Origin of the sequence: Amaricoccus solimangrovi, from assembly GCF_006385685.1 — a bacterium.
Lineage (GTDB): Bacteria > Pseudomonadota > Alphaproteobacteria > Rhodobacterales > Rhodobacteraceae > Amaricoccus > Amaricoccus solimangrovi.
The window spans coordinates 50,529-57,366 of the sequence record NZ_VFRP01000026.1; the positions used below are offsets into that span (position 1 = coordinate 50,529).

Sequence of the window (6,838 nt, forward strand, 5' to 3'; positions counted from 1 at the left end):
ACCATCTTTGCGCGGCTTCCGCGGAAGTCAATCCGGTTTGTTTTCGTTTACTATCGTTTGCTGTCGAGTTGCGATCAGCCGCGGAAGCGGGCGCGCGGGTCGAAGAGCAGCGGTTCCGGCTCGGCGCCGTGGTGGTAGATCGGCCAGCCGAGGTAGCGCGTCACCGCCTCCTCCACGACATCGGCGTGGTGGCCGCGCACCATGGCGACGTGATGCTCGAAGCCGTTCCGCGTCACGAAGCGCATCAGCCGCCGGAGGCCGGGGACGCGGCAGACCGCGATGCCGCCATCCATCGGATAGGGGTCGTCGGTGAAATCGCCCTGGCCGAGATAGGTCTTGAGCGTGCCGGCCCGGTCGTCGGAGGAGACGCGAAAGAAGGTCATCGGCCCGGCCTTCACCTTGCCCTTGACCGCGCCGAAGCATTTCTCGCGGCCGATCACGGTGCCGAGCACGTCGAGCTCGCCGATCTCGGGCGTGTCGCCAATGAATTTCCTCGGGAAATTGCCGCAATGCGTGCAGACGCACATCTCCGGCTCGGCGCCGAAGTTGTTGTTCCAGTCGAGGATCGCCGGCGGCGCGCCGGAGGCGAGCGCGAGCGCGTACATCGAGAGCGCGCCCATCACGTCGACCTCGCAGGCCGAGGGCATCAGCTCCTCGCCCATCATCGACATGGTGACGCAGGTGGCGCAGCCGAAATTGTCCTGCAGCGAGCGCCAGCACTGGATCGCGCTCGCGTCGCATTCGTTCTCCTCGATCCAGCGGTCGACGGTGACGCTCCAGCGCGCCTGGCGGGCGATCTGCTCGGGCTTGATATGCTCGGGAATGGTGCCGTAGCTCTTGATCGCTGCGAGCTTGGCGGCAAGCACCGGGTCGTCCTCGCGGAGCCTCTCGGCGCGGCCCATGAGTTCGGAGAGGTCCGCCGTGACGACGGTGACGCCGCCCTCCTGCAGCAGCTTCTCGCTGTAGCGCATGGTCTGGAAGGCGCCGGTCCGCGCGCCGATGGCGCCGAGCCGCGCGCCCTTGAGGCCGCGCACGGTCCGGCAGATCCGGGCGAAGCGTTCGAGATCGCCGCGGAAGGCGGGGCCGGCCTCGTCGCAGGTATGGGTCGCCGTCTCGGTGAACGGGACGCCGTACTGCCAGAAGTTGTTGGAAACGCTGATCTTGCCGCAGAAGGCGTCGCGGCGGCTGTTCACGTCGACCTTGTCGTTCTCGTCGTTCGAGGCCTGGAGCAGGATCGGCACGCCGAGCTTCGCGCGGGAGACGAGTTCGATGATCGCGATCTCGTCGCCGAAATTCGGCAGGCAGATGACGAGACCGTCGATCTCCTCCGCGTGCGCGCGGAAATGGCGCGCGTAGAGCTCGGCGTCGGGAATCGACTGCACCGCGCCGTTCAGCGTCGCCTCGAAGGACAGGGTGATGGCGCGGATGCCGAGCGCGTCGAGATGGCCGAGCACCGCCTCGCGCGCCGCGCGGCAGGGAGCGGCGCTGAAGAAGGCGCGGCTGCCGATCACAACCCCCAGGGTCACGTCGCGGCGAATCGTTCGGGTCATCCGATGGCTCCCTGAATTATTGTTTGTTTTTGTTTGCTTTCGTTGATTTCCGTATATCCTCGGGTCGGTCGCGTCGCAAGCGGGCTCGGGCCTACACTCCCGGGGTGCGCGGCTGTAGGATCGGGGGTGGCGCGCGGTGGCGGGAGAGGTGGCGAGATGGCAAGTTCAACCGGATCCGCCCCCGCCCCCTCCGACCGGGGCGAGGCGCTGTCGGGCCTCCTGTCGGAACCCCGTCGGCGCAAGATCCTCGAATGGATCCAGGAGGAGGGCAGCGCCCGCGTCCGCGAGCTCTCGCGCGCCTTCGAGGTCTCCGAGGCGACGATCCGGCAGGATCTGGAGCGGCTCGAGAACGAGGGCCATGTCACGCGGGAGCACGGCGGCGCCTATCTCAGGGACACCGCCGCGCAGGTCGGCGCGCTGAAGCTGCAGCATACCGAGAACATGGAGAAGAAGCGCCGGATCGGCGCGCTGGCCGCGGCGCAGGTCACCGATGGCGAGACGCTGATCCTCGACGCGGGCTCGACCACGACGGAGGTTGCGCTGCGCCTGACCGATCGGCGCGACCTGACGGTGATCACCAACGCGCTCAACATCGCGCTCATCCTCGGCGGATTGCCCGGGATGGCGGTGCACATGCCGGGCGGCCAGTTCAAGGCGCCGACGCTCTCGCTTTCGGGCGACCGCTCGGTCGAGTATTTCAAGAACATCTTCGCGGGGAAGCTCTTCCTCGCGACGGCGGGCGTGGCGGTCGACACCGGCCTCACCTATCCGAGCTTCGCGGATCTCCAGCTCAAGGAGGCGATGATCCGCGCGGCGAGCCATGTCTACCTCGTCGCGGATTCGACCAAGATCAACCGCTCGAGCTTCACCCGGCTCGGCGCGCTCGAGGTGATCAACAGCTTCATCACCGACGACGGCATTTCCGACGCCGACGCCCAGGCCTTCGAACGGCGGGGGATAAGGCTGCTGATCGCTGAGTGAACCGCCCGCGGCGCGCGCGCCTCAGAAGCTCGCCGCCAGCCCGAGCCCGTAGCCGGTCAGGTGCTCCCCGAAGGAGTAGCGGAACACCAGCCTGCCCTTGGTCACGAGCGGAAGCCCGGTCCGCGAGACGTCGAACTCGATCCCGTAGCCGGTCTGCGCGAGCCAGTCGGTGTTCAGGATCTCCCCCTGGTCGCCGGGAAGCCAGGAGGCGGAGAATTCGGCGACGGTGCGCAGCGGCCCGCCGAAGGCCTCGATCCCGGTCGGCATCCGGAGCCGCGACCAGAGCGCGAGCGTCGAGGCCTCGGCGCTCGCCACGATGTCGCGGTCGCCGCCGATCGGCTCGAGGTGGAGATAGGTGTAGCGCAGCGTGTATTCGGCCTGGAGGTCGTTCTCCCAGCTCCGGTCGTAGGCGAGCACGAGCGAACCGCCCAGCCCGCCGGCGGTCAGGCCGCCGTCGCGCAGGAATGCCGCGTCCTCCGCGCCGATCCGGTTCGCGATGAACTGCGCGACGAAGGATGTGTCGCTCACCACCTGCCCGAGCGCGACATTGGCCATCGGCCGCAGGACGAGCGCGTCGGTGAGGCGGAAATCCCAGCCGATCCCGCCGGTCGCGGCGAAGCCGGTCCATTTCGGCCGGAGCCGGGCGCTCTGGGTTCCGTCGGTCACGGTGAAATGCGGATCGTAGCGATCGTAGCCGATATAGCCCTCGAGATAGAGCGGGAAAGCCTCGCTCAGCGTGATGCCGGCGCCGAGCTGCGCCGCCTGGAAATCGCTCTGCCCCCCCGGGCGCGTCCCGGTGTTGAATTCGAGCGCGCTGGCGGTCTCGCTCGGCACCGCCGAGATGCCGAGCACGGCCAGCGCGCCCTGGGCGTGGCGTTCGATCGAGAGGCCGGTGAGATCCTCGAGCCTGTCCGCCCGCGCGCCGGAGGGCAGCGCGAGGAGGCCGAGAAGCGGGAGGGCGCGAAAATGGTTGCGGATCATCTGGGATCGCGAAAGGGTTGACCGCCGGAGGATCGGCCGTTCCGCGCGCTCTGTCCAGAGTGCGCGGCGGGCGGCTGACCCAGGCGTGGCCATTCGGTCACGGCTTCTCCGGGGGAGGGACGGCGATGCCCGACTGGACGATGCCGCTGGAAGGTGGCTGCCGCTGCGGCCGGGTGCGCGTCCGCGTGAGCGCGCCGCCGCTCCTGACCTCCGCCTGCCACTGCCGGGGGTGCCAGAGGATGACGGCGAGCGCCTTCTCGCTCTCGATCGCCGTTCCCGACGCGGGGTTCGCGGTGACGCGAGGCGAAACCGAGCTCGGCGGGATGCATGGCGAGGCGCGGCATCACTTCTGCGGCTGGTGCAAGACCTGGATGTTCTCGACGGTCGAGGCGCTCGGCCCCTTCGTGAACCTGCGCGCCCCCGTGCTCGACGACCGTTCCTGGTTCCGGCCCTATATCGAGATGTGGACCGCGGCGAAGCTGCCCGGCGTGGCGACCGGGGCGCCGCGGAGCTATCCCGAGTTTCCGGCGATGGAGGACTTTCCCGCCATCCTCGCCGACTATCGCGCCTGGGCCGGGATCGCGGAATGAGCGACTGGTCGGCGGCGCGCTACCTGACCTTCGAGCGGGAGCGGACGCGCCCGGTGCGCGACCTGCTCGCGGAGGTGCCGGCGGAGGGGATCGCGCGGGCGGTCGATCTCGGCTGCGGGCCCGGCAATTCGACCGGGGTGCTGGCGGCGCGCTTTCCGGGCGCCGAGGTCGAGGGGATCGATTCCTCGCCCGACATGATCGCCGCGGCGCGCGAACGGCTGCCCGCCCTTCGCTTCACGCTCGGCGACCTGCGCGACCGGGACGGCGCGGCCCCCGACCTGATGCTCGCGAACGCGGTACTGCAATGGCTGCCGGATCACGCGCGCCTCATCCCGGCGCTCGGGGCGCGGCTCGCGCCCGGCGGCTGGCTGGCGCTGCAGATGCCCGACAATCTCGACGAGCCGAGCCACGCGCTGATGCGCGAGGTCGCGGCCCGCGGCCCCTGGGCGGAGCGGCTGCGCGGCGTACAGCGGGATCGGCTGCTCGCGGCGGAGGAGTATCTCGCGATCTTCCAGCGCATGGGGGCGGAGGCGGAGGTCTGGCGCACGACCTATTACCACCAGCTCGCCGGCCACGCGGCGATCGTGGACTGGCTGCGCGCGACCGGCCTGCGCTCCTTCCTCGATCCGCTCGGGGAGGCGGAGCGCGACGAGTTCACCGCCCGCTATCTCGAGGAGCTTCGCGTCGCCTATTCCGCCCTGCCGGACGGGCGCGTGGCGCTGCGCTTCCCCCGGCTGTTTCTTCTGGCGCGCATGGGCCGGGCCTGAGCGGCGCCGTCGCGCGGATGTGATGACGCGGCTGAAATACCGGGCGGGTCGCACGCGTAACTGGGCTATCTCTGGTGAAAGAGGGAGGAGCGCATGCTGATCCGGACACGCCCGCGGTTCGCCTATTCCGAAGTCACGCCGAAATCGGCCTGGCTCAGCCGCCGGGCACTCATCGCGGGAATGGCGGGGGTCGCGGCCGCCGGTCTTGCCGGCGCGGCCGAGGCGGCGAAGCTCGCCGCGACGCCGAGCCGCTATTCGACCGACGCGAAGCCGACGCCCTACGACTACGTGACCACCTACAACAATTTCTACGAATTCGGCTTCGACAAGGGCGATCCGGCGAAATACGCGGGCGCGCTCACCACCGATCCCTGGTCGGTCAGGATCGACGGCGCCTGCGGCAAACCCGGCACCTACGCGCTCGAGGACCTCGTGAAGCCCGAGCGGCTCGAGGAGCGGATCTACCGCCATCGCTGCGTCGAGGCCTGGTCGATGGTGATCCCCTGGATCGGCTTTCCGCTCGGCGACCTGCTGCGGCGGGTGGAGCCCGACCCGGGCGCGAAATACGTCGCCTTCGAGACGCTGCTCCGCCCGGCGGAGATGCCGGCGCAGCGCAGTCTGCTGCCCTCGCTCCACTGGCCCTATGTCGAGGGACTTCGGCTCGACGAGGCGACGCATCCGCTGACGATCCTCGCGGTCGGCCTCTATGGCGAGACGCTGCCGAACCAGAACGGCGCGCCGATCCGGCTGGTCGTGCCGTGGAAATACGGGTTCAAGGGGATCAAGTCGATCGTGCGGATCAGCCTCGTGACCGACCAGCCGCCGACCACCTGGAAGCAGCAGGCCGGCAACGAATACGGCTTCTACGCGAACGTGAATCCGAACGTGGACCATCCGCGCTGGAGCCAGGCGACCGAACGGGTGATCGGCGGCGGGCTCTTCGCCAAGCGCGACACCGAGATGTTCAACGGCTATGCCGAGGAGGTGGGGAGCCTCTACGCCGGCATGGACCTGCGCAAGTATTTCTGAGCCGATGCGCGGAATCGCGGATGCGCTCAACCGCTGGCTGCGCCGCGTGCCGGTCTGGCCCTGGTACGTGATCGGCTTCGCGCCGGCGGCGCTGTGGCTGCGGGCCGGGCTCCTGAACGCGCTGGGGCCCGATCCGGCGCGCGCGCTCGAGCAGAACCTCGGCCTGACCGCGCTGCAACTGCTGATCGCGGCGCTGGCGGTGACGCCGCTACGCGAACTGACGGGGGTGAGTTTCCTGCGCTTCCGGCGGATGATCGGGCTGATGGCCTTCTATTATCTCCTGCTCCATCTCGCGGCCTGGGTGGTGTTCGACCGCGGGATGGATCTCGCCGCCGCGCTGACCGACATCGTGAAGCGGCCCTATATCGTCGTCGGCATGACGGCGCTCGTCCTGCTGCTGCCGGTCGCGCTCACCTCGACCGACCGGGCGATCCGGTCGCTCGGCGGCGCGCGCTGGCGGGCGCTGCATCGGCTGGTCTATCCGGCGACGGCGCTCGGGGCGGTGCATTTCGTCTGGCTGGTGAAGGCCTGGCCGCCGGAGCCGCTCGTCTACGCGGGGATCGTGGCGGCGCTGCTCCTCTACCGGCTGCTGCCCCGGCGGGGGCGGGTCCGGACCCTGGCGCGGCCGGCGTGATCCCGGCCGGGGAAGGGGGGCGGGGGGATGAAAAAAATCTGTCACGATCCGCATTTTCCGCTTGCGCGACTCTCCCCGGATCCGTAGATAGCCCTCCACCGGCGGCGAGGACGGGACGAGCGAAACGCTCCGAACGGACCGCGACGGTGACAATCGAGGTTGAGCGGCTGGATGCGCTGAGAAAAAAGCGCGGACAGTCGGTTTTTTGCCCCGACGCTCTTTGACATATCTGGAATGATGAAGGGATATGCGGGCGGTTTGGCTTTGTTTTCGACGAAGCGGATCGTTTGCATGTCGACCTGCTAG

The 6,838-nt window shown here is 69.1% G+C and carries 7 protein-coding genes; 5 read left to right on the forward strand and 2 right to left on the reverse strand.

Annotation, left to right across the window (positions count from 1 at the left end; genetic code table 11):
• Positions 1-74: 74 nt before the first annotated feature.
• Complete coding sequence (locus FJM51_RS19125) at positions 75-1,550, reverse strand: L-fucose/L-arabinose isomerase family protein (protein ID WP_140455736.1); 1,476 nt, start codon at positions 1,548-1,550, stop codon at positions 75-77.
• A 156-nt stretch (positions 1,551-1,706) separates the two neighbouring features.
• Here FJM51_RS19125 and FJM51_RS19130 point away from each other — a divergent pair, with 156 nt between their 5' ends.
• Positions 1,707-2,531, forward strand: coding sequence for a DeoR/GlpR family DNA-binding transcription regulator (locus tag FJM51_RS19130; protein ID WP_140455737.1), 825 nt, complete (start codon positions 1,707-1,709; stop codon positions 2,529-2,531).
• 21 nt (positions 2,532-2,552) lie between these two features.
• On the opposite strand, the gene FJM51_RS19135 is transcribed toward FJM51_RS19130, so the two are convergent.
• Positions 2,553-3,512 carry an autotransporter domain-containing protein gene (locus FJM51_RS19135; protein ID WP_181164638.1) on the reverse strand — a complete coding sequence of 320 codons (960 nt, stop codon included), beginning with the start codon at positions 3,510-3,512 and terminating at the stop codon, positions 2,553-2,555.
• A 125-nt stretch (positions 3,513-3,637) separates the two neighbouring features.
• On the opposite strand from FJM51_RS19135, the gene FJM51_RS19140 reads away from it, so the two are divergent.
• The 4 genes from FJM51_RS19140 (at position 3,638) to msrQ (ending at position 6,532) form a co-directional block, all read left to right on the forward strand.
• Positions 3,638-4,102 (forward strand): GFA family protein, encoded by a 465-nt coding sequence (locus FJM51_RS19140; RefSeq protein WP_140455739.1) that lies wholly within the window; start codon positions 3,638-3,640, stop codon positions 4,100-4,102.
• On the forward strand, positions 4,099-4,869 hold the full coding sequence (tam, locus tag FJM51_RS19145; RefSeq protein ID WP_140455740.1) for a trans-aconitate 2-methyltransferase: 771 nt from the start codon (positions 4,099-4,101) through the stop codon (positions 4,867-4,869). The genes FJM51_RS19140 and tam overlap by 4 nt, the downstream gene beginning before the upstream one ends.
• Before the next feature lie 93 nt (positions 4,870-4,962).
• Positions 4,963-5,898, forward strand: a complete 936-nt coding sequence (msrP, locus tag FJM51_RS19150) for a protein-methionine-sulfoxide reductase catalytic subunit MsrP (RefSeq protein ID WP_140455741.1) — start codon at positions 4,963-4,965, stop codon at positions 5,896-5,898.
• A gap of 4 nt (positions 5,899-5,902) precedes the next feature.
• Positions 5,903-6,532 carry a protein-methionine-sulfoxide reductase heme-binding subunit MsrQ gene (gene msrQ, locus FJM51_RS19155; protein ID WP_140455742.1) on the forward strand — a complete coding sequence of 210 codons (630 nt, stop codon included), beginning with the start codon at positions 5,903-5,905 and terminating at the stop codon, positions 6,530-6,532.
• Positions 6,533-6,838 lie beyond the last annotated feature (306 nt).